Source organism: Lactobacillus sp. (assembly GCF_014803895.1).
On the sequence record NZ_JAAVAU010000011.1, the window covers coordinates 121,737 to 147,218 of the forward strand.

25 protein-coding genes, 1 tRNA gene and 1 riboswitch are annotated in these 25,482 nt (G+C 34.6%); of the genes, 7 read left to right on the forward strand and 19 right to left on the reverse strand.

Annotation, left to right across the window (positions count from 1 at the left end; translation table 11 throughout):
• A complete protein-coding gene (locus HDR40_RS04715) occupies positions 1 to 1,341 on the forward strand; it encodes a nucleobase:cation symporter-2 family protein (protein ID WP_290627030.1) in 1,341 nt (446 codons plus the stop codon).
• A gap of 135 nt (positions 1,342 to 1,476) precedes the next feature.
• On the opposite strand, the gene HDR40_RS04720 is transcribed toward HDR40_RS04715, so the two are convergent.
• The 4 genes from HDR40_RS04720 to HDR40_RS04735 form a co-directional block, all read right to left on the reverse strand.
• Positions 1,477 to 2,748: a UDP-N-acetylglucosamine 1-carboxyvinyltransferase gene (locus HDR40_RS04720; protein ID WP_290627032.1), complete on the reverse strand. Its 1,272-nt coding sequence runs from the start codon at positions 2,746 to 2,748 to the stop codon at positions 1,477 to 1,479.
• A gap of 136 nt (positions 2,749 to 2,884) precedes the next feature.
• A complete protein-coding gene (locus HDR40_RS04725) occupies positions 2,885 to 4,507 on the reverse strand; it encodes a CTP synthase (RefSeq protein ID WP_290627034.1) in 1,623 nt (540 codons plus the stop codon).
• 137 nt (positions 4,508 to 4,644) lie between these two features.
• Entirely contained in the window at positions 4,645 to 5,193 is a 549-nt protein-coding gene (gene rpoE, locus HDR40_RS04730) for a DNA-directed RNA polymerase subunit delta (protein WP_290627036.1), read from the reverse strand.
• Positions 5,194 to 5,232: 39 nt separating this feature from the next.
• Positions 5,233 to 5,661, reverse strand: coding sequence for a DUF1934 family protein (locus tag HDR40_RS04735; RefSeq protein ID WP_290627038.1), 429 nt, complete (start codon positions 5,659 to 5,661; stop codon positions 5,233 to 5,235).
• Positions 5,662 to 5,774: 113 nt separating this feature from the next.
• Between HDR40_RS04735 and HDR40_RS04740 the strand changes: the two genes are divergently transcribed.
• Entirely contained in the window at positions 5,775 to 7,151 is a 1,377-nt protein-coding gene (locus tag HDR40_RS04740; protein WP_290627040.1) for an HD domain-containing protein, read from the forward strand.
• Between the two features lie 43 nt (positions 7,152 to 7,194).
• On the opposite strand, the gene HDR40_RS04745 is transcribed toward HDR40_RS04740, so the two are convergent.
• From HDR40_RS04745 to trpS, 14 genes are all read right to left on the reverse strand, one after another.
• Entirely contained in the window at positions 7,195 to 8,172 is a 978-nt protein-coding gene (locus HDR40_RS04745; protein ID WP_290627042.1) for a ribose-phosphate diphosphokinase, read from the reverse strand.
• Between the two features lie 119 nt (positions 8,173 to 8,291).
• The gene (locus HDR40_RS04750) at positions 8,292 to 8,963 is read right to left on the reverse strand and encodes an SLAP domain-containing protein (RefSeq protein ID WP_290627044.1); all 672 of its coding nucleotides are present in this window, start codon (positions 8,961 to 8,963) and stop codon (positions 8,292 to 8,294) included.
• 96 nt (positions 8,964 to 9,059) lie between these two features.
• A complete protein-coding gene (gene glmU / locus HDR40_RS04755; protein WP_290627046.1) occupies positions 9,060 to 10,445 on the reverse strand; it encodes a bifunctional UDP-N-acetylglucosamine diphosphorylase/glucosamine-1-phosphate N-acetyltransferase GlmU in 1,386 nt (461 codons plus the stop codon).
• Between the two features lie 54 nt (positions 10,446 to 10,499).
• Entirely contained in the window at positions 10,500 to 11,330 is an 831-nt protein-coding gene (gene purR, locus HDR40_RS04760; RefSeq protein WP_290627048.1) for a pur operon repressor, read from the reverse strand.
• Positions 11,331 to 11,455: 125 nt separating this feature from the next.
• Positions 11,456 to 11,695, reverse strand: a complete 240-nt coding sequence (locus tag HDR40_RS04765) for a Veg family protein (protein ID WP_290627050.1) — start codon at positions 11,693 to 11,695, stop codon at positions 11,456 to 11,458.
• A gap of 74 nt (positions 11,696 to 11,769) precedes the next feature.
• Positions 11,770 to 12,663, reverse strand: a complete 894-nt coding sequence (gene rsmA, locus HDR40_RS04770) for a 16S rRNA (adenine(1518)-N(6)/adenine(1519)-N(6))-dimethyltransferase RsmA (protein WP_290627052.1) — start codon at positions 12,661 to 12,663, stop codon at positions 11,770 to 11,772.
• Positions 12,653 to 13,216, reverse strand: coding sequence for a ribonuclease M5 (gene rnmV / locus HDR40_RS04775; protein WP_290627054.1), 564 nt, complete (start codon positions 13,214 to 13,216; stop codon positions 12,653 to 12,655). The genes rsmA and rnmV overlap by 11 nt, the downstream gene beginning before the upstream one ends.
• A complete protein-coding gene (locus HDR40_RS04780; protein WP_290627056.1) occupies positions 13,203 to 13,973 on the reverse strand; it encodes a TatD family hydrolase in 771 nt (256 codons plus the stop codon). Before HDR40_RS04780 ends, rnmV begins: the two co-directional genes overlap by 14 nt.
• Positions 13,973 to 15,979 carry a methionine--tRNA ligase gene (metG, locus tag HDR40_RS04785; protein ID WP_290627077.1) on the reverse strand — a complete coding sequence of 669 codons (2,007 nt, stop codon included), beginning with the start codon at positions 15,977 to 15,979 and terminating at the stop codon, positions 13,973 to 13,975. The genes HDR40_RS04780 and metG overlap by 1 nt, the downstream gene beginning before the upstream one ends.
• Positions 15,980 to 16,113: 134 nt before the next feature.
• The gene (locus HDR40_RS04790; RefSeq protein ID WP_290627057.1) at positions 16,114 to 16,392 is read right to left on the reverse strand and encodes a bacteriocin immunity protein; all 279 of its coding nucleotides are present in this window, start codon (positions 16,390 to 16,392) and stop codon (positions 16,114 to 16,116) included.
• Positions 16,393 to 16,556: 164 nt separating this feature from the next.
• Entirely contained in the window at positions 16,557 to 19,241 is a 2,685-nt protein-coding gene (gene mgtA, locus HDR40_RS04795; protein ID WP_290627058.1) for a magnesium-translocating P-type ATPase, read from the reverse strand.
• A 73-nt stretch (positions 19,242 to 19,314) separates the two neighbouring features.
• Positions 19,315 to 19,485: riboswitch (M-box (ykoK) riboswitch) on the reverse strand.
• A 66-nt stretch (positions 19,486 to 19,551) separates the two neighbouring features.
• Entirely contained in the window at positions 19,552 to 20,130 is a 579-nt protein-coding gene (locus tag HDR40_RS04800) for a TPM domain-containing protein (protein WP_290627060.1), read from the reverse strand.
• Positions 20,120 to 20,614: a deaminase gene (locus HDR40_RS04805; protein ID WP_290627062.1), complete on the reverse strand. Its 495-nt coding sequence runs from the start codon at positions 20,612 to 20,614 to the stop codon at positions 20,120 to 20,122. The genes HDR40_RS04800 and HDR40_RS04805 overlap by 11 nt, the downstream gene beginning before the upstream one ends.
• Positions 20,615 to 20,637: 23 nt before the next feature.
• On the reverse strand, positions 20,638 to 21,660 hold the full coding sequence (gene trpS, locus HDR40_RS04810) for a tryptophan--tRNA ligase (protein ID WP_290627064.1): 1,023 nt from the start codon (positions 21,658 to 21,660) through the stop codon (positions 20,638 to 20,640).
• A gap of 130 nt (positions 21,661 to 21,790) precedes the next feature.
• On the opposite strand from trpS, the gene HDR40_RS04815 reads away from it, so the two are divergent.
• Together HDR40_RS04815 and HDR40_RS04820 are read left to right on the forward strand one after the other, a co-directional pair.
• Positions 21,791 to 22,396: an SOS response-associated peptidase family protein gene (locus tag HDR40_RS04815; RefSeq protein WP_290627065.1), complete on the forward strand. Its 606-nt coding sequence runs from the start codon at positions 21,791 to 21,793 to the stop codon at positions 22,394 to 22,396.
• Between the two features lie 23 nt (positions 22,397 to 22,419).
• A tRNA-Gly gene (locus HDR40_RS04820) sits at positions 22,420 to 22,490 on the forward strand.
• 47 nt (positions 22,491 to 22,537) lie between these two features.
• Here the strand turns inward: HDR40_RS04820 and HDR40_RS04825 are convergent.
• Entirely contained in the window at positions 22,538 to 23,206 is a 669-nt protein-coding gene (locus HDR40_RS04825) for a CPBP family intramembrane glutamic endopeptidase (protein ID WP_290627067.1), read from the reverse strand.
• Positions 23,207 to 23,488: 282 nt separating this feature from the next.
• Here HDR40_RS04825 and HDR40_RS04830 point away from each other — a divergent pair, with 282 nt between their 5' ends.
• Genes HDR40_RS04830 through HDR40_RS04840 form a run of 3 tightly spaced genes read left to right on the forward strand, consistent with a single transcriptional unit; the run spans position 23,489 to position 24,885 of the window.
• A complete protein-coding gene (locus tag HDR40_RS04830) occupies positions 23,489 to 23,809 on the forward strand; it encodes a PTS sugar transporter subunit IIB (RefSeq protein ID WP_290627069.1) in 321 nt (106 codons plus the stop codon).
• A gap of 27 nt (positions 23,810 to 23,836) precedes the next feature.
• Positions 23,837 to 24,160 (forward strand): PTS lactose/cellobiose transporter subunit IIA, encoded by a 324-nt coding sequence (locus HDR40_RS04835; RefSeq protein WP_290627071.1) that lies wholly within the window; start codon positions 23,837 to 23,839, stop codon positions 24,158 to 24,160.
• Between the two features lie 2 nt (positions 24,161 to 24,162).
• Positions 24,163 to 24,885, forward strand: a complete 723-nt coding sequence (locus HDR40_RS04840; RefSeq protein ID WP_290627073.1) for a GntR family transcriptional regulator — start codon at positions 24,163 to 24,165, stop codon at positions 24,883 to 24,885.
• Positions 24,886 to 25,482 lie beyond the last annotated feature (597 nt).

A 25,482-nucleotide genomic window follows, 5' to 3' on the forward strand; every position in this document is an offset into this window, starting at 1 on the left:
ATGCAAAAAGAAGTCAACCACAAAAAAGCTGCTCTTTTAGGACTGCAACACCTACTTGCCATGTACTCCGGTGCCATTGCAGTACCACTTTTAATCGGGACAGCTTTGAAATTCAACAGCACTCAGATGACTTACCTTGTTTCCATTGATATTTTTATGTGTGGTGTGGCAACGATCTTACAACTATTTAGAAACCGTTACTTTGGTATCGGGCTTCCAGTAGTATTGGGATGTGCCATTCAAGCTGTTGCTCCCTTGCAAATGATTGGTAAAAAATTCACCATCGGAACAATGTATGGGGCCATCATTGTCGCAGGAATATTTGTCTTTTTGATTTCAGGTTATTTCTCTAAAATCAAAAAATTATTTCCACCTGTTGTAACAGGAACTTTAATCACCGTAATTGGCTTAAGTTTAATTCCAGTTGCTATTCAAAATATGGGTGGTGGTGATAGTAGTGCTAAGAGCTTCGGGAATCCAAAGAACTTAATCGTTGCTTTTATAACTGTTGCCATTATTTTAGCCTTTCAAGCTTGGGGCAAAGGCTTTTGGAAATCAATTTCTGTTTTGATCGGTTTGATTTTTGGGACAATTATTGCTTCATTCATGGGGATGGTATCTCTTAGTCCAGTAAGTGAAGCTGCTTGGTTCCATTTACCTCAACCATTTTACTTTGGTGCTCCTCACTTCGAATGGTCATCAAGTTTAACCATGATTATTATTGGTTTAGTTTCGATGGTTGAATCAACCGGTGTATTTTTTGCCCTTGGCGATTTATTAAAGAAAGATATCAACGAAGAAGATCTCAAAAAAGGATATCGAGCTGAAGCCTTAGCACAAATTTTAGGTGGTGTATTCAATACCTTTCCGTATACTACTTTTTCTCAAAATGTTGGTTTACTCCAACTATCTGGTATTAAAACTAAACGCCCTATTTACTGGGCAGCTGGAATATTAATGTTTATGGGACTTCTTCCAAAAATTGGTGCCTTGGTAACTATTATTCCTGATGCAGTTTTAGGCGGTGCAATGCTTGTAATGTTCACGATGATCGCCGTTCAAGGAATGAAAATGCTTAAAGTAGTAGACTTTGACGATAATCGTAATCTCCTTATTGTAGCTATCTCAATCGGCTTAGGGTTGGGTGTCACAGTTTACCCACAACTTTTTGCTGCCTTACCAGCAACTATACAATTATTTTTAAGCAACGGAATCGTTGTTGCCACTATCTCTGCAACACTTTTGAACCTGCTTTTCAAAGGCAAAAGTGCGCTGCATGATAAAGGAAAGATTAAACGCGAAGAAAAACACGATAAAAAAGTGTTCAACACTAGCATTTAGTTATTTCCATTCCCCATTTTCTTATAATTATTCAACATCTTAAAAAGTTCGGTTTAACAACCGGACTTTTTTCTTACACTAACACTAAAAAAGTATCTTTAAAGACATAACAAAAAAAGAGGCCTAAGCCTCTTTTTATTCATCTACATCTCTGATTTCAACATCAGCACCAAGTTGACGAAGTTTTTGTTCAACGCGATCATATCCACGTAAAATATTACCCGCATTAGAAATTATAGTTTCACCGTCAGCCATTAAACCTGCAATCATCAAGCACGCACCTGCACGAATCTCTCCAGCAGACACATGTGCTCCATGTAAAGTCTTGGTTGGGTGAACTAAGATAATATTATCTTCTACTCTAATTGCACCGCCCATCTTTTCCAATTGAGGAATATGACCAGTACGCTTAGGATATATATTATCAATAATTACACCTTCACCCTTCTTTGCAGTTAAAAGTAATGGTGTAAGTGGTTGTTGTAAATCAGTCGCAAATCCAGGATATGGATCAGTTCTTACTTGGATCATCTTTAAATCACCAGCTGGGTAAACGTAGAGAGAATCTTCATCCACTTCTGTTACTACGCCCATTTCTTCTACCTTAGCCAAGAAGCTATCCAAGTGTTCTTCAATAATATTATGAATTCTAATTCCATCACCAATACAAGCAGCTAAAGAAATGTAAGTACCTGCTTCAATTCGATCTGGAATAATTGTATGTGGAACTTGTGCTCTTAATTGGTCAACGCCTTCAATACGGATAGTTTCAGTTCCCGCACCGCGAATTACAGCACCCATATTATTCAAGAAAGTTGCCAAATCAATAATTTCAGGTTCTTTTGCAGTATTTTCGATAATTGTCTGGCCCTTAGCCGTTACCGAAGCCATGATAATATTCATTGTTGCACCTACAGAAGGCATGGCTAAATGAATATTTGCACCATGTAAGCCCTCTTCAGGTGCAGTAATAATGATTTGATCATTTTTATTTTCTACACGTGCACCTAAAGCTTCAAAACCTTTAATATGTTGATCAATAGGCCGTGGACCGATGTCATCGCCTCCTGGAAAGCCTACAACAGCTTTTCCAAAGCGACCTAATAAAGCACCCATAAAATAATAAGATGCTCTCAAAGACTTGATTTTATCTCCTGGTAATGGATTTCTCTTGATCTCTGTTGGATCAATTTTCAAGGTAGTTTCTTCAAAACTACACTTTACATCCATTTCACGAAGCAAATCCATCAAGTTATCGACGTCCGCAATCCGTGGCACTCCCTCTAATGTCACTGGGGTCCGTGATAATATTGACGCAGGAATCAATGCTACAGTAGAGTTTTTGGCTCCACCAATCCATACGTCGCCCTTTAAGGGCTTTCCACCATGAATAATCATTTGTTTCATTGGGGAAACAATCCTCTTCATCTAAAGTCATACCTAATGTATCAAGCTATATCATATAGAAAATTTACAAAAAAAACAAGAGGAATAGCCGATAGCCAACCTCTTGTTAACTAAATTTAACTATTTTGTATTCTTTCTAGTCAAACTTTTTAGCAGGTAAACCACTAGCTGCACCAATGAAGGATTTGAATAAACCTTCAGGTCTTTGTGGACGACTTAAGAATTCTGGGTGATATTGCGCAGCAATAAAGAATTTTTTATCTGGAATTTCAATAATTTCTACTAAATGATTATCTGGTGATACACCTGAGAATACCATACCAGCCTTTTCAAATGCTTCACGGTAGTCATTATTAAATTCAAAGCGGTGACGGTGACGTTCTTGGATAACATCTTGATTATCGTAGGCTTCACGAGTCTTAGTACCTTCTTTAAGAGCAGCTGGGTAAAGACCTAAACGTAAAGTACCACCAATATCTTCAACATCACGCTTATCAGCCATAATATCAATAATGTTATCTGGAGTATTAGGATCAGCTTCAGCAGAGTTAGCTTCTTTTAAGCCTAATACATTACGTGCAAATTCCACGCTAGCCATTTGCATACCCAAGCAAATACCTAAGAATGGAATATCATTTTCACGTGCATATTTAATTGAAGTGATCATACCTTCAAGACCACGTGTACCAAAGCCACCAGGTACGATTAAGCCATCAGAATCTTTCATGATTTCAGCAATATTATCTTCAGTAATATCTTCAGCTTGAACCTTATCAACTTCAATCTTAGTATCGTACAAGTAACCAGCATGTTGAAGGGCATCAGTAACAGAAATATATGCATCTTCTAATTCAACATACTTACCAACTAAAGTTATCTTTGTCTTGTGCTTCAAAGTCTTAGCACGTTCATCAAGTTTCTTCCAAGCTTCCATATCAGCTTCTGGCTTAGGACTATCAAGATTTAAGAAATCAACCACCTTTTGATCCATCTTTTGATCTTGGAAAGCAAGTGGCAAATCAAATAATGAAGGAGCATCAATTGATTCAATAATTCTTTCTACTGGCACATCAGTAAAAGTAGAAATCTTATTCTTCAATTCTTGTGGGACTGCCTTTTCCGCACGAAGAACCAACATATTTGGTTGAATACCAATTGAACGAAGTTCAGCAACTGAGTGTTGTGTTGGTTTGGTCTTCATTTCTTGAGCTGCATGTAAGTAAGGAACTAAAGTACAGTGAATATACATTACATTTTCTTCACCGACTTCACGACGCATTTGACGAATTGCTTCCATAAATGGAGTAGATTCGATATCACCAACAGTACCACCAATTTCAGAAATAATTACGTCTGAATCAGTAGTTAAAGCAGCACGCATAATTTTTTTCTTAATCATGTCAGTGATGTGAGGAATCACTTGGACAGTGGCACCATGGTAATCACCACGACGTTCTTTTTCTAAGACTTCTTTATAAATTTTACCAGTAGTAACGTTAGAATACTTGCTCGTTCTAACATCAACAATTCTTTCGTAGTGACCTAAATCAAGATCAGCTTCTGTACCATCATCAGTAACGTATACTTCACCGTGTTGGTATGGATTCATCGTACCTGGATCGATATTGATGTATGGATCAAATTTTTGCATGGTTACCTTTAAACCGCGATTTTTCAATAAACGGCCTAAACTTGATGCAGAAATACCTTTACCTAAAGATGAAACAACCCCACCGGTTACAAAAATATACTTAGTCATGCAGTGCTCCCTTTCTTTTACATAAGTTAAAATCAAATCTTTAATAAAAACAAAAAAAGCTCCCTCACTGGGAGCTAAAACGCACGTAAAGTGCCCATACAAAATACTAAAGGGAAAAATCAAATCCGTCAAGTATTTTATTCATCATCTTCATCATCATTTACTTCTGGATGAAGCTCAGATAATTGACCTTCGATGCCATCATCTAATTCATCATCATCTGCATCATCTAAATCATCATCATCTGAGTAATCGTCTTCACTAGAGTCTTCATCATCGACATCTAAATCTTCATCTTCTGGATCATCTGAATCGTAGTCGATAATATCATCGTCATCATTATCACCCAAGAATGCATTAACCTTCTTATGACGTTTCTTACGTGGTACGTCTTCTTCATCTTCTGGGTGGTTAACTTCTTCATCAACAGATTCATATGGGTACCAAGAACGAAGAGCCCAGACATTGTCACCCATAGAAATAAATTCGCCGTCAGTGTTCATATCAGTGTAAAATTGTGGTAAACGTTCACGAATTTCTTCATCACTCTTACCCAAGAATTGTTGGATGGCATTAACAATATCTGCAAAAGCCATTCTCTTGCCGTGATCTTGTAAAATTGCGCGGGCAACTTCAATCATTGATAATTCGTCTTTATTTTGACCTTTAAAATCATCTAAACCCACTAATGGCACGTCCTTTCACTTAGAGTTCTTATCTACAACTTAATCTTGCGGATAAAAATCAATCTTAATTGCATAGTTACCTATTAAGTATAGACCAGAAAAGAGTTCATATTCAACTTTAAGTTGCATATTTTCATCATTTTCACCAGAAAAATCTAATTTCTGCGTAATACTAGTTAGATCCATAACTCTAGAAGATGCAATAATTCGACAGTTCTTCTTTTCTCCAGGTTCAAATTTCATCATATTATAATCATTATCCTCGATACGACCACGTTGCATTACTAATTCATGTGGTTTAATCAAGAGCATTACTGGCACATTACCTTCTTTATTTTCTTCCTCATATTTTACACGCCAAGAATCTTTACTGATTTTTTCAATAGTACCAATTCCAACTTTAGAAAAAGTCTCACTACGATCTTCTTGTGTAATTGTACTAGTTAATTTAACTTTTATATTTGTCATATTTTCCTCACTAATTATGTCTAATAGCGCTAAATACCTAATATTGTTATAATCGAATTTAGAAAAGAAATAAAGTAATCAATATATTATAAACAAGAAAATGTTATCAAAAAATGGAAAAATTTTATAGTCAAAAATTAGATCATGAAAAAGTTATTCGTGATCCTGTACATACTTATATTCATATAAAAGATAAAGTTATTTTTGATATTATTAATTCAAAAGAATTTCAACGTTTACGTCGGATCAAACAACTAGGTCCAGCTTCATATGTTTTTCCTGGAGCCACTCATACGCGTTTTGAACATAATCTAGGCGTATATGAATTGACACGCCGCATCTGCAACATCTTTAACGAACGCTATGCATCTAAAAATGAAGACGACGGGTTATGGAATCCAGAAGAAACTCTTTTAGCCGAATGTGCAGCCCTACTCCATGACATTGGTCATGGTCCGTACTCTCATACTTTTGAGCACTTATTTGGTACTAATCATGAAAAAATGGGCCAACAAATTATTATCGATAAAAGTACCGAAGTTAATAAAGCATTACGCCAAGTTAGTCCAGAATTTCCAGAATTAGTTGCTAGCGTTATCGCTAAAACTTATCCTAATCCTCAAGTAGTAAAATTAATTTCTAGTCAAGCAGATGCCGATAGAATGGATTATCTCTTACGAGATGCTTATTTCACAGGAGTTACATATGGTTCATTTGATATCACCCGTATTTTAGAGGTGATTCGTCCATATAAAGATGGTATTTGTTTCACTGATAAAGGGATTCATGCAGTTGAAGATTATATTATTAGTCGCTACCAAATGTATCAACAAGTTTACTTCCACCGTGTTAACCGATCAATGGAAGTTATTTTGCATCATTTACTAGAGAGAGCACAAGATTTATATAAGCAAAATAAACTACAAGTTACCCCTCAACTTGCTGATTTTTTAGATGGCAATAATACATTAGAGGATTACTTGCAACTTGATGATGGCGTGATGGAAACTAATTTTCTATTATGGGTAAATTCGGGAGATCAAATTATATCTGACTTAGCTAGTCGTTATCTTTATCGTCATCCTCTAGAAAGCATTAAAATTGATGATGATACTAAAAGTTTGATTCCGAAACTTAACAAATTAATTGAACAAGCTGGTTTTAATCCTAAGTATTACACTGATACTAATTCTGCTTTTGATGAACCTTACGATGCTTATAAGCCTACTGGGAAAAATGCCCATAGCCCAATTGAAATTATGCAGCCTGATGGAACATTAGTTGAGTTATCTAAATTAAGTCCTTTAGTTCAATCACTAAATGGAACCATTCAGGGGGACAAAAGATTTTTCTTCCCTAAGACAATGACTGAAGAACATCAAGAGCCCCAATTATTTGATCCAATTTATCAAGAGTTTCAAAAATATATCAAAAATAATACTTTACATTATTTACGTAAACCAAAGAAGAAAAAGAATATTGAAAATTAAAAAAGGAATCTGCAAAGATTCCTTTTTATTTAGGCTTATACAACTATTTAAAGTTACTTGCAACAAAGCGAGTATCAAATAAAGGACTCACTGGCTTATGTTCTTGAATAAACTTAATAGCTTGTCCCATTAATGGTCCAACAGAAACAATTTCTGTCTTATCCAACCGCTTTTCAGCTGGTTGATTAATTGAATCTGTTAAAATTAACTTCTTGATTGGAGAATCATTCAAACGTTTAATAGCCGGACCAGATAAAACTGCATGAGTAGCTGATGCATAAACTTCAGTAGCGCCAGCATCAATTAATGCCTGAGAAGCTAAAGTAATCGTACCAGCCGTATCAATCATGTCATCAATAATAATTGCTCGCTTACCTTTAACATCCCCAATAATATTCATAACTTCAGCTACATTAGCCTTAGGACGACGCTTATCAACGATAGCAATTGGAGTCTTTAAAAATTCAGCTAACTTACGAGCACGTGTAACACCACCGTGGTCTGGAGAAACAACAACAGCATCTTTTTCTAAACCGTTGCGTAAAAAGTAATCAGCAAGTAATGGTGCACCCATCAAGTTATCTACAGGAATATCAAAGAAGCCTTGAATTTGTGGTGCATGCAAGTCAAGTGATAATACGCGATTTGCACCAGCCTTTTGAATCATATCTGCAACTAACTTAGAAGTAATTGGTTCACGTGCACGTGTCTTACGATCTTGACGAGCATAACCATAGTAAGGCAAAACAATATTAACAGTGCGCGCTGATGCCCGTTTAACAGCATCAATCATAATCAATAATTCCATCAAGTTATCATTAACTGGATCACTAGTGGATTGAATTAAATATACGTCTTTACCACGAACAGATTCATCAATATTAATTTCAATTTCACCGTCGCTAAAACGTTTTACGTCAGACTTACCAAGTTCAACACCAACACTCTTAGCAATCTTTTCAGCTAATGGTTTGTTAGAGTTGAGTGCAAAAATTTTAATTTCTTTGTCCAATTGAGACATAGTTTCCTCCACGAAAAAAGCTTACATTCATTATTAATCATAGCAAAAAAAGATGAATTACGCTCGTTTTTAAGCAAAAAAAGAAGCTGTATCTTTAATTACAGCTTCTCAAAAACATATTATTTTACATCAGATGCCTTTACATAGTACTTATTTGGCTCTAAAGCGTAATACTTAGTACCCTTAATAGTCTTTGTACCGTAGCCATTAACAGTAATACCTTTACCAATGTAAGAAGTACCGTAGTAATCTTTTACACGCTTACCGTTTTTATCATAAACGTAAGCTTTACGTTTCATAGTAATTTTTACAGTTTTAGTTGTTGAGGACTTTTTAGTGGTAGTAGTTTTAGATGATGAACTTGTAGAACTATCTTTTGAAGTAGTTGTACCAGTCTTGCTAGTCATCGTAATGGTGCTAGTCCCATTAGTCGTATAAGTAATAGTACTTGAACCATCTTTATAACTAACAGTACCCTTAGTTGCAGTAGCAGGAAGCCAGTACTTTAAATTAGTTTGGATACTAAAGTAAAGTTTGCCGTTAATAGTTTTTACATTCCAAATAGTGTACTTTCCACCTTTGGCAGCAGTACGGGATAACTTCTTACCATTTTTATCATAAAAATTAGTCTTCTTAGTAACAGTTATGCTGCCTTTACCATTGGTGTTATAGACCTTTGAACTTGATGCTGCTTGTACATTAGCACTACTATTAACACCAGTTGCAATAACTGGAGCTACACCTAATAATGCGGCAGTAGATAACACTGCAATTTTTTTACTTAATTTCATAAAATTTGCCCCTTTTCCAGATAATCTGCTTTATATTATACTTCAAATTAAAAAAATGCTTCAATTTTGAAGCATTTTTTAGATTATTTTATGTAATTAATCCCATTCTTTATCTTTAGAAAGAGGAAGCTTATGCCAGTAGTCTTCTTTATTAACTTGGCGACCACGAGCAATTGCCATTTCATAACGACCAACATCTTTGGTAATTGTTGAATCAGCTGCAATAAATGCATGGTCAGCTACATTAATTGGTGCAATCAAGGTAGAACCTGCACCGATAAATGAATGATCACCAATAGTGGTGTGGAATTTTTTAACTCCATCATAATTAGAGAAGATTGTTCCACATCCAATATTAATATCCTTGCCTAACGTAGCATCCCCAACATAAGTTAAGTGACCTACTTTAGTATTTTCACCAATTTCAGCCTTCTTAATCTCCACAAAGTTACCAATATGAGCACCTTTACGAATAATAGCTTTAGGACGAAGGTGAGAATTTGGACCAATATCAGTATTATCATCCATTTCAGATTCTTCAATCGTTGAAGAAGTAATAGTTACGTTATTACCAATTTTAGAATCTTCAATCCGTGATCCATTAGTAATATAGCAGTCACTGCCAATTACGGTGTTACCCTTAATGACAACATTACCTTCAATTACAGTGTCATTACCAATTTTAACATCGCAATCAATATAAGCTGTATCCGGATCAATAAAACTTACGCCATTACGCATATGTTCCTCATTGATTCGCTTTTGCATAATCTTAGTCGCTTGAGCTAGAGCAATACGATCGTTTACGCCTAAACTTTGAGAAAAATCAGCCATTTCATAAGCGCCAACTTTTTTACCAGCTTTACGCATAATTTCTAAAACATCAGTCAAGTAGTATTCACCTTGAGAATTATGATTACCTACTTGCTTTAATGCTTCAAATAATTCTTTATTATTAAAACAAAATACACCAGTATTAATTTCATCAACAGCTAATTCTTCTGGGGTACCATCTTTTTGCTCAACAATGCGTAAAACATTACCATCTTCATCACGAATAATACGTCCGTAACCAAATGGATTAGGAGCCTTAGCAGTTAAAACAGTGGCACTATTACCGCTAGCTTGGTGCTTATCAAACAAGTTATTAAAAGTTTCACTAGTAAATAATGGTGTATCACCAGTAGCAACCAAAGTCATGCCTTCTAGATTTTCTAAAATATCATTAGCTGCCATGACAGCATCACCAGTACCTAATTGCTCTTTTTGAAAAGCAAATTCAGATTCACCAGCTAAAATTCCTTTAACACTTGCTGCTCCATTACCTACAACAGTAACAATTTTATCAGGATGTGTACCTTTAGCAGCATCAACTACGTGTTCTACCATAGTTTTACCACAAACAGAATGTAAAACTTTGTAGAGCTTAGACTTCATGCGGGTACCTTTACCTGCAGCGAGAATAATAACGTACTTATTCATCTTTTATGATCCCTTCATATTTCTAAACTAGCTATCAGTATACCATTTTTTAGTTTAAAAACGATTAAAGTCAGTTTGTTCTAAAATATTACCTGGTTCAGCCTGAATAATATCCTGACTACGATCAACTTCAGTGATTTTAATTAATGATTGATAATCATCTACAACCTTCTGTGAAGCATTCTTACTTTCACATAAAACGCACATTCCACTAACAGTACAGTTGAATTCTTTAGTTAATTCTTCCATACCAGTTAAAGTGCCGCCGCCCTTCATAAAATCATCGACAATTAAAACATTAGAGTTTTCAGGAAGACTCCTTTTAGCTAATTCCATCTTCTCTACTCGCTCACTTGATGAAGCAACATAATTAACCGAAATAGTTGCCCCTTCAGTAATCTTAGGTCTTCTTCTAACAATTACAAAGGGTACATTTAAGTAGCGACTAACAGCTTGAGCTAAGGCAATACCTTTAGTTTCTACAGTCATAACATAGTCAACATTACTATAAGCATACTTTGTTGCAATTAACTGGCCAATTTTTGCTAAATCTTGAGGTGATCCTAAAATATCTGATAAATAAACAAAATTACCAGGCAAAATGCGTTTAGGATCTTGAACTTGAACGGCTAAACTTTCTATATATTCGCTGGCTTCTTGCTCACCCATAAAAGGAATATATCTAACCCCTCCTGCCGCACCAGCAACTGTTTCCAAAATACCATTCTTATTAGCAGCTAAAGTATCTTTTAAAATAGCCAAATCTTCTGAAATTGAAGACTTAGCAGCACCATAACGATTCGCAAAAAATGGTAAAGGAATCAATGTATGTGGACGTTCTAAGAGATATTTCACCATGTCTACTAATCTTTCTGAACGTTTCATCGCTTCTTACCTTTCTATTATGTAATTGTTTTCATGCACTAAATTAAATATACCCTATGTAAAGAAAAATCACTAGCATTTTTCAAAAAATACTAGTGATTGTTCGTAATACATTAATTCTATAATTACATTATATTGAATTCAAGTTCAATATTCTTAGTTAAAAGATCTGTGTAACTATATGAAACTCTTTCAAAATTATTCTGATCTTGATCAAGATCAACTACAAATACTGCACGGTAGGTTTTAGTCAACACACCTTTTCTGCGCGTCACTTTCTTTCTGCCAGCTTGTGCAACAACTATAAGACTTTCTCCAATATGAGAGTCTAACTTCTCTTTGATGTCTGTTAATGACATTGGCACTAGACGTCACTCCTTTGCATTGGAGTAAATTATAGCACAAAAAATAACAAAATTCAAGTTTATCTCCTTGACATTTAATTGTCAGTATGCTTTTTAAGCAAATGTGCCAATTCAATAAACTGATTAATTGTTAATTCTTCTGGCCGAACACGTAAATCTAAACCTAAATCAGTTATTAGCTTTTCACGCTCATCTTTATCTTTAATAAGCGGTTTTAGATTATTAGATAATGTTTTACGCCTTTGAGAAAAACTTAATTTAACCAAATGATCAAAATATTTATAATCAGCAATATCAGGCTTTTGAGCAAGTGGAGTTAAAACTACAACAGCAGAATCTACTTTTGGTCTTGGCATAAAAGAACCACTTTTTACTTCTTCAGCTAATTCTACATGCATCCTAGTTTGTACAGCAATTGTCAATGGGCCATATGCTTTTGACTGAGGCTGAGCCACAAGACGTTCAGCCACTTCTTTTTGCATCATTAAAGTTAAACTTACAAAATCTAAATCACTTTGAATTAAGTCAAAAATAATTGGGGTTGTGATATAGTAAGGCAAATTAGCAACAATCTTGATTGGTTCTGAAAAATTAAAGAAATCACCAATATCTTCTTTAAAATTCGCCTTTAAAACATCCTTCATGATTAACTTAAATCTATTATCTAAAGTTTCACCATTAATCTTTTGTGGCAATTCATTTTGCAAAATTTCTGGTAAATCATGATCAACTTCATAAGCTGCTACTTTTCCACCTGCCAACAAGAGTTGCTCTGTTAATGAGCCAATTCCTGGTCCTATCTCAATCACCTGATCACCAGGTTGAATTTTAGCAGCTTCAACAATACCTTGAATTGCAGCTAAATCAATCAAAAAGTTTTGACCTAAATTCTTTTTAGCATGCATGAAATAACGATTTACGATTGCCTGTGTTCTAACCGGAGAAGCAATCGGCATACTATTGGACACTTTCAACGGCCTCCTTCACTTCTTTATAACTAATCCCAAACATTTCCAGACGACGGTAGAATTGCTTAGCATTTCCGTAACCAATTCCAAGTTTAATACCAACCTTTTCACGCAATTTTCTAGCGTTTGGTCCCATCCCTAAACCTAAAGAATTATATTTTTGGCGAGTTAAATCACTTTCTTGTTTTTTAACTTCATGTAAATCACTTAAGGCACGCTCTAAGGCTTCTTTAGAAGCATGTTCAACTCCCAAACTATTACCACGCTTAGTTGGTTCGCCCTCTTTTCTAGTAATGAAAGCCTGCTTAGCATTTGGTACAGCTTGCGTCACTAGTTTTCTAATTCGTTCACCATTGAAATCAGGATCAGTAAAAATAATAATCTCTCTTGTTTGAGAAAGTTTTTTTATTTCGGCTAAAGTTTCATCAGAAACTTCTGAACCATTTGTTTCAATAGTTTCAATTCCTGGAAAAAATTGGCGCAGTCTCTTAGTATCATCGCGCCCTTCTACGATAATAACAGCATTAAACTGCTTTTGATTATTTGATTCCATAAATTCTCATCGCATTCTTATAAGTATGTTCAGCTACTTTTTGAATATCAACACCACGTAAATCTGCGATTGCTTGAGCTACATAGTGCACATATCCAGTTTCATTTTGTTTACCACGATATGGCTTAGGAGTTAAATATGGGGCATCAGTCTCAATTAACATGCTCTCCCATGGTACTATCTTTGCAGACTCATGAACATCAGTCGCCTTAGTAAAAGAAACAACACCAGAAAAGGACAGCATCAAGCCTAAATCAAGAAACTTTTTCATCCATTCAGGATTACCATTAAAGTTATGTAAAATCCCACCATATTCGCTAACCTTACTATTTTTTAAAATTTCATAGGTATCTTCAAAAGCATCTCGAGTATGAATATTTACTGGCAGCTTAAGATCATGAGCAATCTCTAATTGTTCCGCAAAGACTTTTCTTTGGACATCGCGTGGAGATTCATCCCAGTAATAATCCAAACCAATTTCACCTAAAGCAACAGTCTTATCCAATCGCAGCTGTTCAATCAACTTATCACGAGCAGGTTGGTTCCAATTCTTAGCCACATCTGGACAATAGCCAACAATGGCATAAAGATTATCAAAACGATTACTTAACTCAACCGCACGTTCATTGAACTCAGGATCTTGCCCCGCTACAGCTGCCTTAGTCACACTTAACTTAGCTGCCCGATCAAGATAATACTGCTCCTTGCCTCGAAAAGGCTCATCATTTAAGTGAGTATGTGAATCAAAAATTTCCATTAGCCTAAAATTGCTCCAACTTCATGTGTATCATCCACGATTGCTAACTTAACTTCACCTTGTTTTTCACTAGATAAAAGCATTCCTTGACTTAAATGACCAAGCATTTTACGTGGCTTCAAGTTAGTAACAGCTAGAACTTTTTTGCCAACTAAATCAGCATGTTGTGGATAGAATTGAGCAATACCACTTAAAATTTGACGAGGTTCACTTTCACCAAAGTCCAGCTTAAATGCAAGTAACTTCTTAGATCCCTTGACAGGTTCAACTTCTAAAATCTTTCCTACTTTCATTTCAACCTTATCAAAGTCATCAATTGTGATATGTTTATCTTCTTTTTTCTTTTGTTCGCTTCTAGTAGCCTTCTTTGGCTTAGCCTTGGCCATTTGTTCTTTAATGTACTTGATTTCTACATCATTCTTCAAACGTGGGAAGATTGGCTTAGGATCAGCAGTTACCTTGCTATTCCAGCCATATGCACCCCATTCAAGAGTAGTAGCCTTTTCATCATCAAGTGATAAGCCAAGTTGTTGGAACATCTTAACTGGACTTTCAGTCATAATTGGACGAATCAACAATGCTACTAAGCGAAGACTTTCTGCTAAATTAGTCATAACTCGAGAAAGTTCTTCTTTCTTACCCTCCTTATTGAGAACCCAAGGAGTAGTTTCATCAATATACTTATTAGCACGCGAAATTAACTTCCAGACAGTATCTAAAGCCTGCGAGAAGTGAAGTTCATTCATTTGTTTATGATACGTCTTGATAGTTTCTTGAGCAGTTTCACGTAATGATTTAGCAAATTCATCTTCTTTATCACTTACTGGTGCTACAAGACCATCTTGATATTGGTTAATCATCGAAACAGTTCTGTTCAAAAGGTTACCTAAGTCGTTAGCCAAGTCGAAGTTAACTCTTTCAACAAAGTCTTCTGGAGTAAAGATACCATCACTACCAAATGGAATTGCACGCATCAAGTAGTAACGAAGAGCATCTAAACCGTAACGTTCAACAATCATTTCTGGATAAACAGCGTTACCTTTAGACTTAGACATCTTACCGTCTTTCATCAATACCCAGCCGTGACCGAAAATTTGTTTAGGCAATGGTAGATCAAGAGCCATTAACATAATTGGCCAATAAATAGTGTGGAAACGGACAATTTCTTTACCAACTAAGTGAACATCTGCAGGCCAGAATTTTTTAAAGAGTGAATCATCATCTGAACCATAGCCAAGAGCAGTAATATAGTTAGAAAGAGCATCAATCCATACATAAACAACATGTTTAGGATCACTAGGTACAGGAATTCCCCACTTAACAGTTGTACGAGTTACAGAAAGATCTTCCAAGCCTGGCTTGATGAAGTTATTGATCATTTCCTTTTCACGTGAATGAGGCAAGATAAATTCTGGATGATCTTCATAATACTTAAGCAAACGATCAGCATACTTGCTCATTCTAAAGAAGTAAGAAGGTTCCTTAATAAGTTTTACTTCGTGACCAGATGGTGCCTTACCACCGATAACTTTGCCATTATCATCTTTGTAAACTTCAGCAAGTTGACTTTCAGTGAAGTATTCTTCATCTTCAACTGAGTACCAACCTTGGTATTCACCTAAGTAAATGTCACCTTGTTTTAATAATTTTTCAAAAATCTTTTGAACTGCCTTTACGTGTTGTTCATCACTAGTACGGATGAATTTATCGTAAGAAATATCAAGCATCTTCCAAAGCTTCTTGTAGCTAGCTGCCATTTCACCTACAAATTCTTGTGGTTTGATACCTTTAGCTTCGGCTTTTTGTTCAATCTTCAAGCCGTGTTCATCTGTACCAGTTAAGAAGAAAGTATCATAGCCTTGAGCACGTTTATAACGAGCCATACTATCAGCAGCCACAGTGGTATAAGCATTACCAATAGTTAATTTACCTGATGGATAATAAATTGGCGTAGTAATATAAAATGTTTTCTTTTCTTCTGCCATAAATTTTTGCTCCCTATTTATGTTAGTTTTATTGCTTAATTGCTAGTATATCATAGCATTACTACTTAACTGAAATAGACAAAAAAAGCAGGCATTTTTGAAAAATATGCCTACTTTTAGTTAATTTATCTTGCAGTACTACTTAATAGTACCCGTTATAAATTAGTTAAAGAACCCGTTATTCCTGCACTGTTCCATTTATTAGGTCTATCTAAAATTATTTGTAAGGAAACTAATTCCTTGGGTAATTTAAAACCATGAGATACGGAATAGATATTAAGTGCTTGTTTTAAATTGGAAATTACTTGAGTATTATCTTTTTTATTTATTTTTTCTATGGCTTCCTCAATAGCTTTAAATAATATTTCATCTTGTTTAACTACAGTGCTTGTAGTTAAATCCTGCAAAACAATTTTTAATTCAGTATAAATCATGGTACTTCTTTGTTGAGTAATACTAAAATTTTACTCTCTATTTTAATTGCCTCTCTACAATTTTTAATTATAATTCTTAACTAATTTATACTAAAAATTATAATTAAAAATGTCTCTTTACAACTTAACTCGTCATAAAAAGACATTTTTCAATCATATTCTGTTTATAATAAATATTTTTCTGACTTCAAGTACCATTTCTTAGCTAGCGTTGCAAGTGCAATATAAAGCAATAACATCACTGCAACCACTAATAAATAATAACTTGGCATGGGACCGAATTTCAAATAATGAGCCAATGGAGTAAATGGAATTATCGTCCCAATCACTCCAGCTCCCATTGTTGCCCATAACACTGGTGCAGTTGCGTGTTGTTTAATAAATGGTAACCTCGGATCACGTAAGACTTGAATAACCATCTCTTGAGTCCAAAGAGATTCGATAAACCAACCTGTACAAAATATTGTTGTAAATAAAACTTTTTGAGCCGAGTCAGCTGCTGTATAACTTGTTCCAACTATGTTGGGACAAATGTATCTAAATAATATAAAGAAAGTTAAAATATCAAAAATTGAAGACACAGGACCAAAATAAAGCATAAATTTTGGTAATTTTTTTGTATGCCATTTTCTTGGTACTTCTAAATAACCATGATTCATTTTATCAAAAGGCAAAGATAGGCAGCTAACTCCATAAAGCAAATCTAGAATCACAAGTTGTAAAGGTAACATCGGCAAAAATGGTAAAAAAGAAGACGCAACTAAAATCGAAAGAATATTTCCAAAATTAGATGACAGGGTAATCTTTATATATTTCATTGTATTTCCAAAAATTTGGCGACCAATGCGGACACCTTTTTCCAAAATACGTAAATCTTTATGAAGCAAAATAATATCCGCTGATTCCTTGGCAATATCAACCGCGTTATCAACTGAAATCGAAACATCTGCAGCTTTCATCGCTGGTGCATCATTAATACCATCCCCAATGTAAGCAACAGTATGGTTATTACTCTTCAAAATATTGATAATTCGTGCCTTAAGTTCGGGTGTAAGTTTGACAAAAATGTTGCATTCTTCTACCATCTGTTTCATTTCGTCAGCGTTTTTACCTTCAAAATCACTACCAGAGTAGACAGTATCAACATTAAATCCAACTTGCAGTCCCACATTTCTAGTAACTGCTTGATTATCACCAGTCAAAATCTTAACAGTAATACCATCTTTTTTTAACTGCTTTAAAGCATCTTTAGCACTTTCCTTGGGTGGATCTAAAAAAGCTAAAAAGCCAATCAAAATTAGGTCTTTTTCATCTTCGCTACTAAACTCGCCAACTGGAGCGGGATTTAATTTATAGCCTAAAAGCATGACTCTTAGACCATCATTATTCATTTCAGTAATTTCTTGACGTACCTTTTCTCGCCATTGATCAGTCAGTGGCATTACTTGCCCATTGAGCTCCATCTTATCACAACAAGCAAGCATTTCTTCAGCAGCCCCTTTAGTGACTAACATGTGCTCATTTTCTGAATTAGCCACAACTACACTCATTCGTCGACGCTTAAAATCAAAGGGAATCTCATCAACTTTATTGTAACGATACTGCAAATCATTTACATCCAGCTCATCTCCAGCCGCATCAATCACCGCTTTATCGATTAAATCTTTCATCCCAGTTTGATAATAACTATTTAAATATGAAAGCTCCAAAACTTTCTTTTTTTCTTGCAAATTTAAGTTATAGTGACGTTCCAGCACCACTTTATTTTGGGTTAAAGTACCTGTCTTATCAGTACACAAAATATCAGCTGACCCAAAATTTTGAATGGAATTCATCTTTTTGACAATTGTGCCGTTTTTCGACATTTCAATTGAACCCTTCACCAGGTTGCTAGTTACAATTACCGGCAACATTTCCGGTGTAAGACCAACAGCTGTTGCAATTGCAAAAATTAAAGCACTAGACCAGTTTCCTTTAGTTAATCCATTAATAATTAAAACCAATGGTGCAATAATTGCCGTCATTGCGAGCAAAAGTTTAGAAATATTTCTAATTCCAACATCAAAAGTAGTTTCTTTTATCTCAGTCTTAGAAATGTTCCTAGCTATTTTTCCAAACAGTGTTTTATCACCTGTCGCAAATACGACACCAACACCTGAGCCAGAAACAATCGTTGTTCCTTCATATAAAATATTAGGATAATCCAGATAGTCATTAAGCTTATCAGGATTCGGCTTTATATTAGCCATTTTTTCTACCGGACGTGATTCACCATTTAGTGAAGCAGATGAACAAAATAAGTCTTTACTTCTAAGTAAGCGCATATCAGCGGGAATCATATCACCTGCGGCAACATTAATAATATCTCCGATTACTACATCTTCTGTCGGTAATTCCTGATTTTTGCGGTCACGTCTTACATTTGTAGTGACAGACACCATCTTTAATAGGTCATCAACAGCATCATTACTCTTTAAATTTTGGATAAAGCTAATAATTCCCGAAATTACTACCATGGTTAACATGATAAAGACAGTACTATAATCTCTTTGACCCACTGGTACTAAAAAATAATTACTTACTAAAGAAACCAAAGCCAAAATCAATAAAACTATTGTAAATGGCGTAAAAAATGCTTGGATAAAAAAGTGTAACTTAGTATCATCTTTTTTATTAGCTACTTCATTAGGCCCATACTTTTCTAAACGCTGCTTAGCATCAGTTTGCGTCAAACCACTAATCGAGGTTTGCAATCTTTGCAAGGTTGCAAATTTATCTTCTTGAGCGATTCTCTTCACCAACTTGGTGTCTGTAAGTAGTCTTCTACTAGAATTGTTGATTTTTAACAATTTCAACATCCTTTCTAGAGTCGCAAACAAACAAAAAAGACCGATATAAATACTGTATCGGTCTTTTTTAAGCGATATATACTCGTCGTTCAGTTTTAACACTACGTGACGTAAGGCTATAACCATAGCTAGCTGGCTGGGGAGGGCCTTAAATCGACGATCCCTGTTTGACCCGTTGGCATCTCTGGATGTTGCTGGGCGACAGCATATGTTCACGTAGGAGTCTCACCTAACAGTTTATTTGCTACTTATTATTAACACTATAAACACTTTATAGATAAAAGACGAGTTCGTCAACCGCATGAAAACTTTAATGCTTTATTTTGAAATTTTGATACCAAGTAAATGCAGCAGTTGCAACAATTGCAATTCCTATCCCCCACACCATGTTTACACTTTGAGGATGATCAATCTTTTGCAGTTGCTGTTGCGTCAGATCATTTTTATTTCCTGCTAATTCATATTGTTGAGCAATTAAGGTACCAATTGCATTAATGCAAGTATTGATTCCCTTATTAAATTTTTTATTATTTGAACTACGTAAATCATCGCCGGCGTAACGAACAATATTGCCACACTTTGAACTAGTTAGAATCTTGCTAAAGTTTTTTCCAGCAAAAATTTGAACATTATTTCTCTTACCATGACCTACCGCAATAATTACTTCATTAGCTTTAGGTTTTAGTTGTACTATATTTTGCCCCTTACTACTTCGAAGTAAGATTCGTGGCTTTTGCTTAGTCTTTTGATATTGTGTATTTCTTTGTTCTACATTCTTAATTACACTTTCATTAAAAATATGAACTGGATCATGGACAGAACTCGTAGTTGCTGCCAATGAAAATATTCCTATCAAAAGAAAAAAGATTGCTGAAATTTTATGCTTCATTTTTACCTTCTGCCTGCTTTAAATGGTTTTCTAAGCTTTCAAAATACCTACTTTCAAGTTTAACTTGTTCAATCGCAACGCCCTTTTCGCGTAATAATTTTAAAGTCAAAGGATCATCATGATAGTCATAATAATAATTTATTTTTTTAACTCCTGCTTGTACTAGTGACTTCGCACAATTAAAGCAAGGAAAATAGGTTACATATATTTCTGTATTTTCAGTAGAAATGCCATTTTTAGCACATTGAATTAAAGCATTCATTTCCGAATGAATTGTCCTGCCACAGTGTCCATCTACCATTAAATGTCCTACATCATCACAATGTGGCTGGCCTGACACACTACCGTTATAACCAGTCGCAATCATTCGATCATCTTTAACAATAACACTTCCCACTAAAGCACGATCACAAGTCGAGCGCTGGGCAATAACAAGTGCTTGCATCATAAAATACTGCTTCCAAGGAATACGATCACGTAACATAAAAATCCTTCTATCCCTGTTTATTACTTACGGTCAAAATAATTTAAACCAATTGCAGCACGAACTTGCTCCAAAGTTTCATTTGCTACTTCATTAGCCTTTTTAGAACCTTCAATTAACATTTCATAAACACTATCGGTATCCTGAGCAAATTTCTCACGACGTTCACGAATTGGAGCCAATTCTGCTTCTAAAACTTGATTTAAATACTTCTTAATCTTAACATCACCCAAGCCACCTTTTTGATATTGTTCTTTAAGTTCGGCAACTTTTTCCTTATCAGGATCAAAAACATCAAGATAAGTAAAGACAGTATTTCCTTCAACTTGACCTGGATCTTCAACATGAATATGGTTAGGATCAGTATACATTGACATAACTTTTTTCTTAACAGTTGCAGCATCATCTGAAAGATAGATAGCGTTACCTAATGACTTAGACATCTTAGCATTTCCATCTAATCCAGGAAGACGACCTTGACCTTTAGGTGGGAAATAACCCTTAGGTTCAGCTAAAATATCAGTATTGTATACACGGTTAAAAGTACGTACAATTTCACGAGTTTGTTCAAGCATTGGCTCTTGGTCATCACCGACAGGAATCAAAGTTGCCTTAAAAGCCGTAATATCAGCAGCTTGAGAAACAGGATAATTCAAAAAACCGACTGGAATTGAATCTTTAAAACCTTTTTGTTTAATCTCAGTTTTTACAGTTGGGTTTCTTTCCAAACGTGCAACTGTCACTAAATCCATAAAGTAAGCAGTTAATTCAAATAAAGCTGGAATTTGTGATTGAACATAAATAGTTGATTTTTTAGGATCAAGTCCAACAGCTAAATAATCAAGTGCAACTTCAATTAAACTATTTCTAATTTTTTCTGGATTACGTGCATTATCAGTCAAAGCTTGGGTATCTGCAATCATAATATATGGCTCATATTTACCTTCATTTTGAAGTTTTACACGATTTTTTAATGAGCCAATATAGTGACCAATATGTAATTTACCTGTAGGACGATCGCCAGTTAATAAGATCTCTTTTGCCATAATTTTCTCCTAAATAAATATAAACTTGTTATCTTTATGATTTACATTCTAGCAAAAAATACGGTTTACTGTTAATTAATGGCGAAATTGCTAAAATAGTTTTTGAAAGGATTATTAACGACTTCAACATATGTGTAATCATTATCAACAACCTAACGTAAAATTAATGCAAAACTATCTAACAGAAAATTTAAAGTTGCCCTTGGCAAATCAACAACTGGAGCATACAATCTATGCCTCTAAAAAAGATATCTTCCCTAAAAAAGAAGCTTTATTTCTATTAAAAAGCCCAACGGGAAAAGTTGGTTTCATGCCTAAAAGCTGGGGTTACCCTAATCCATTTAATAATAAAAATGTATTAGTTAATGCCCGACTTGAAAAATATATCCAACCTCGTTCTATGTGGCATAATTCAATTCCAGGGATTATTATTGCTAATCAATTTTTTGAAGCTGGTCCGGCTACTTACACTGCTAATAACGGTAAAACCTATAAAGAACAGTTTTCTTTTACTCAAAAAAATTCCCCACTTACTTTTATTGCTGGAATTTACGAAAAAGATCACTTTGCAATGATTACAACCCAGCCTACTCCATTATATGCCCAAGTCCACGATAGAATGCCTTTAGTACTTGCTGAGAATAATCTTAATGCGTGGCTCAGCGGCGAGATTTCTGTTATAAAAAACCATAATTTAGTTAATTTAGAAAAAGTTAAGTTGCCATATCGCTCATAAAAATGCTATAATTTACTCGTTATGCGGGTATAGTTTAATGGTAGAATGTCAGCTTCCCAAGCTGAAGATGCGGGTTCGATTCACGCTATCCGCTTAAAATAAAAGGATTACGACTTCAATCGTAATCCTTTTTTATTATTCTTATATTAAAACAACCATAAATAAACCATTAAGCATTGCCAAGTAAATCGGCATAGTGATTGTTTGAGTATACATATATGACCAAGCAAAGAGCATTCCATACAAACTATTAACAACCACTAAAGCCATTGGAAATTGAAAATTTAAAATCCCAAAAAAGAGACCTGAAAATACAATCCCAGCAACTGCACTGACTAAATCTTGGTTACGAAAATAGTAATTAAAGAAAAAACCAGTACTTAAAAAAATCTGCAAAGTTGGTAAAAATACACCCAGACAAAAAATTAAAAACCAAAATAATAGACTGGACTCACTTTTAGAATACACTACCTGAAAATAAGCCGTTGGTAGTTTATTTTGTGCTTGTAAATAAGATACTACAAATCTTGAAACAATCACAAATATACTCATTCCAATCGTAAAACCATAATCTCCGAGTAAGGGCATTGAAAACCGTTTTTCAAAATAACGTTGCTCACGATTATAGCGTCGAATATAGAAATATAATACAAATATACTAATTAAAATAAAGAAAATAGCCCCTGCTATATGAAGTTTTTTATTCCATAATCCCCACATTTTACAAGCGATAATTATAAAATATAAAAATAAATAAACTCCGTATCTTACCAAATTGCCACGTTTTGACTGTGGTGTATTAAGGCCCATGTTTTCACTTCCTCAAGTCGTCCCCTATATCTTAATAATTATAACAAAAAATAATAATAACTTGGGATGAAATTCAGGTTACACAAAAATATATACTTTTAACCGCCAATAGTTAGATAATGATAGGTAATTATACCTTTAATGAAAACGCTTAAAATATTTCTGAGGAAGTAATGTATTTTCAATAAATTTATTGTATAATGAAACTGCTTTCAAGGGAGAATGAAAGTGCATGTATTGAGATTTAATATAAAAATAAAGTAAAAAAGGGAGATATTTATTATGGCAGAAAAAACTATTATGTTAGCCTGCGCAGCAGGTATGTCAACATCATTACTTGTTTCAAAAATGCAAGAAGCAGCTAAGGCACAAGGTAAAGACTACAAGATTTTTGCTACCGCAGCCTCTGGTATTCAAGATGAATTAGATACTGAACATCCCGATGTATTGCTTTTAGGACCTCAAGTCCAATACATGAAAGACAGTGTTAAACAAATAACTGATGCTGCCGGTATTCCAATGGATGTTATCAATATGCAGGATTATGGGATGATGAATGGTGAAAAAGTTCTTGCTACTGCTCAAGCATTAATTAGTGACTAATAACATCTACTAAAGGAGAGGATTAAAATGGCACAAGAAGATAATATGCAAGTTGTGATGGGAATTATTATGCAAGCCGGGAATGCTAAAGCAGCTGCTATGCAAGCAATTACTGCGGCTAAAGAAGGAAATTTTGACAAAGCTGATGAATTTATAAAACAAGCAAATAAAGACTTAGTTAATGCTCATAACGTTCAAACCGACATGCTAACTAAAGAAGCCCAAGGTGATCATGTTAAAGTTGACTTATATATGGTGCATGCACAGGATCATTTAATGACTGCAATTACCTTCATAGACTTAGCCAAAGAAATGGTTGAACTTTATAAAAAGATCGACCATCAAGCCTAGCGATGGCTGAAATAAAATATCTAAAGATAGCTCGAACTATTAGAACTCGAATAGAGGATGGGACTTATCCAGCTCAAGAGCCCCTCCCTGATCAAGAAGCCCTTGCAAAAGAATTAGGCGTGAGTCGTTTGACTGTAAAAAAAGCGCTTGATGGTCTTGAACGTAAGGGCCTTCTTTATAAACAATCCGGCTTGGGTACTTTTGTCTTAGGAAAAATTCCAATTCAAACTGAGTACGATGTTTCTGCAAGCAAATTAAGTAGTTTACAAGAAAACTGCGGAAAAGAAAAGATTACTAGTAAAGTAATCAACTTTTTAATTAAGTTTCCAGATAAACAAATTCAAAATAATTTGCGTCTTAAAAGTAGCGCCCCAGTTTATGATATCTTATGTTTGTATCTTTTAAATGGTAAACCATTTATACTGAAACACACTTATATGCCTGTTAAGTTAGTTCCTACACTTGATGAAAATATTATAAAGTCTTCAATTTATAACTATATTCATCAAAAACTTGAGCTGAAATTTGGTACAGCCTATCGTAAAATCCGAGCAAGTAAAGCCACTAAGTGGGACCAAGAATATCTTGAGGCTAAGCAAGATGATCCAATCTTAGAACTAGAACAAATAATTTGGCTTACTAATGGACAACCAATCGAATACTCTACTTCTCGAAATCGTTTTAATACGAGAAACTATGTTGTTTTCCAAAATAAAGATTTTTAACTAATACAGAAGGTATTCCTAAAGACTCATTTAAGAAAGTTATTACTTCCAACAGTAAAGATCGAGATTAACACAACAATATACAAAAACAGCATCCTTGCAAGAGGGATGCTGTTTTATTATGCAATTCTTTCTACTAATAATTAATATGTTGGTATTTTCCAAATGGTATAAGGATAGTGAAAGCAATTAGAATTCCTCTTTCACAAGCCAATGTAATTCTTAAAATTCCTCCCCAAAATCCTTGCTAAATCAATAATTAACAATTGTCATAGACCAAAAATACGATTAAAATATATATGTAGTATAAAATTTAATACTCACATCACATCAAAAATGTCTGGGAAAAAACTAGATATTTAAAATAGAAAATCCGTTAGAACTCGTTTGTTCTAACGGATTTTTTCTATACATTATCTTCCAGCCTTGATATTATTAAATCACCACAAAATAAAAACAAGAAGGTGGAATTTCATGCATCAAAATTATATCACAGGTCAAACTACTTTGACACTCAACTTAGATTTCTCTATTCCTAATAATCATTTAGCCAGAGTAATCAGCGATTTCGTTGATACCATACCTGATGGAGTCATA

Bases quoted from the DNA above. Each gene is read 5' to 3' on its own strand.
- HDR40_RS04715 (WP_290627030.1), top strand. From the start codon at position 1: ATGCAAAAAGAAGTCAACCACAAAAAAGCTGCTCTTTTAGGACTGCAA.
- HDR40_RS04720 (WP_290627032.1), bottom strand. From the start codon at position 2,748: ATGAAACAAATGATTATTCATGGTGGAAAGCCCTTAAAGGGCGACGTA.
- HDR40_RS04725 (WP_290627034.1), bottom strand. From the start codon at position 4,507: ATGACTAAGTATATTTTTGTAACCGGTGGGGTTGTTTCATCTTTAGGT.
- HDR40_RS04735 (WP_290627038.1), bottom strand. From the start codon at position 5,661: ATGACAAATATAAAAGTTAAATTAACTAGTACAATTACACAAGAAGAT.
- HDR40_RS04740 (WP_290627040.1), top strand. From the start codon at position 5,775: ATGGAAAAATTTTATAGTCAAAAATTAGATCATGAAAAAGTTATTCGT.
- HDR40_RS04745 (WP_290627042.1), bottom strand. From the start codon at position 8,172: ATGTCTCAATTGGACAAAGAAATTAAAATTTTTGCACTCAACTCTAAC.
- HDR40_RS04750 (WP_290627044.1), bottom strand. From the start codon at position 8,963: ATGAAATTAAGTAAAAAAATTGCAGTGTTATCTACTGCCGCATTATTA.
- glmU (WP_290627046.1), bottom strand. From the start codon at position 10,445: ATGAATAAGTACGTTATTATTCTCGCTGCAGGTAAAGGTACCCGCATG.
- purR (WP_290627048.1), bottom strand. From the start codon at position 11,330: ATGAAACGTTCAGAAAGATTAGTAGACATGGTGAAATATCTCTTAGAA.
- rnmV (WP_290627054.1), bottom strand. From the start codon at position 13,216: ATGGAATCAAATAATCAAAAGCAGTTTAATGCTGTTATTATCGTAGAA.
- HDR40_RS04780 (WP_290627056.1), bottom strand. From the start codon at position 13,973: ATGGAAATTTTTGATTCACATACTCACTTAAATGATGAGCCTTTTCGA.
- HDR40_RS04790 (WP_290627057.1), bottom strand. From the start codon at position 16,392: ATGATTTATACTGAATTAAAAATTGTTTTGCAGGATTTAACTACAAGC.
- HDR40_RS04800 (WP_290627060.1), bottom strand. From the start codon at position 20,130: ATGAAGCATAAAATTTCAGCAATCTTTTTTCTTTTGATAGGAATATTT.
- HDR40_RS04805 (WP_290627062.1), bottom strand. From the start codon at position 20,614: ATGTTACGTGATCGTATTCCTTGGAAGCAGTATTTTATGATGCAAGCA.
- trpS (WP_290627064.1), bottom strand. From the start codon at position 21,660: ATGGCAAAAGAGATCTTATTAACTGGCGATCGTCCTACAGGTAAATTA.
- HDR40_RS04815 (WP_290627065.1), top strand. From the start codon at position 21,791: ATGTGTAATCATTATCAACAACCTAACGTAAAATTAATGCAAAACTAT.
- HDR40_RS04825 (WP_290627067.1), bottom strand. From the start codon at position 23,206: ATGGGCCTTAATACACCACAGTCAAAACGTGGCAATTTGGTAAGATAC.
- HDR40_RS04830 (WP_290627069.1), top strand. From the start codon at position 23,489: ATGGCAGAAAAAACTATTATGTTAGCCTGCGCAGCAGGTATGTCAACA.
- HDR40_RS04835 (WP_290627071.1), top strand. From the start codon at position 23,837: ATGGCACAAGAAGATAATATGCAAGTTGTGATGGGAATTATTATGCAA.
- HDR40_RS04840 (WP_290627073.1), top strand. From the start codon at position 24,163: ATGGCTGAAATAAAATATCTAAAGATAGCTCGAACTATTAGAACTCGA.